This is a genomic window from Pseudomonas gingeri (assembly GCF_013386165.1).
Classification (GTDB): Bacteria; Pseudomonadota; Gammaproteobacteria; order Pseudomonadales; family Pseudomonadaceae; genus Aquipseudomonas; species Aquipseudomonas gingeri_C.
The window spans coordinates 1-1,133 of record NZ_JACAOS010000007.1 but is presented as its reverse complement, the minus strand read 5'-3'; the positions used below and the strand labels follow the sequence as shown (position 1 = coordinate 1,133).

The 1,133-nt window shown below is 62.3% G+C and carries 1 protein-coding gene; it reads left to right on the top strand.

Annotated elements, in window-relative coordinates; genetic code table 11:
* Positions 1-1,133 (top strand): AMP-binding protein (locus tag HX866_RS09875; RefSeq protein ID WP_177139335.1); only part of this gene is annotated, 1,133 nt, incomplete at both ends.

The window sequence follows — 1,133 nt, the reverse complement described above, 5'->3', positions numbered from 1 at the left end:
AGGGCGGCGAGGGTGCCGACCGAGCGCTGGGGATGTTTATCAATACCTTGCCGCTGCGGGTGGCAGTGGGCGGGCAGGGCGTGCGCGCCGGGGTCAAGGCGACCCACGCGCGGTTGACTGCGTTGCTGGGGCACGAGCATGCGTCGCTGGCGTTGGCCCAGCGTTGTAGCGGCGTGGTCGCACCAACGCCGTTGTTCAGCGCCTTGCTCAATTATCGTCATAGCGCTGTCGGTAGTGTTTCCGAGCAGGCCGTGCAGGCTTGGCACGGTATCCATGTCCTGAGTGGCGAAGAACGGACCAACTACCCGTTGACCTTGAACGTCGACGACTTGGGCGATGGTTTCAAACTGACCACCCTGGTGGCGTCGTCGATTGGTGCTGCGCGGGTGTGTGCCTATATGCACACGGCGCTGGAGCATTTGGTGGAGGCTTTGGAGCAGACGCCGCAGGCGTCGTTGCAAGGTCTGTCGATCCTGCCGGCTGGTGAGCGCGAGCAGTTGCTGATGGGCTTCAATGACACGGCGCTGGAGTATCCGCAGGCGCAGACCGTGCATGGTCTGTTTGAGGCGCAGGTTGAGCGTACGCCGGAGGCTTTGGCGGTGGTTCATGGCGAACAGCGCCTGAGCTATCGCGAGCTTAACGAGCAGGCCAACCGTTTGGCCCATGCGTTGCGCAAGCAGGGTGTGCTGCCGGATTCGCGGGTGGGGATCTGCGTTGAGCGTGGTGCCGAGATGGTTGTTGGCTTGCTGGCGATCCTCAAGGCGGGCGGCGGTTATGTGCCGTTGGACCCGGCTTATCCGGTAGAACGAATTGCCTATATGTTGCAGGACAGTGCTCCAGCGGCGGTCTTGGCACAAACGGCCACCCAGGATCTGTTGGCGGGCGTTTCGGTGCCCGTGATCAATCTCGATCAGGGCACCTGGCAGGACGAATCCGTCCAGAATCCGCAGGTGCCGGGGCTGACTTCGGCGCATCTGGCTTATTTGATCTACACCTCGGGTTCGACCGGTCTGCCGAAGGGTGTGATGATCGAACACCGCAACACCGTGAACTTCCTGACTTGGGCCCACGCCGCCTTTGATCACGCGGCTTTGCAGACTCACACAAACCTGATGGCGTCCGGTCAGGCGGTG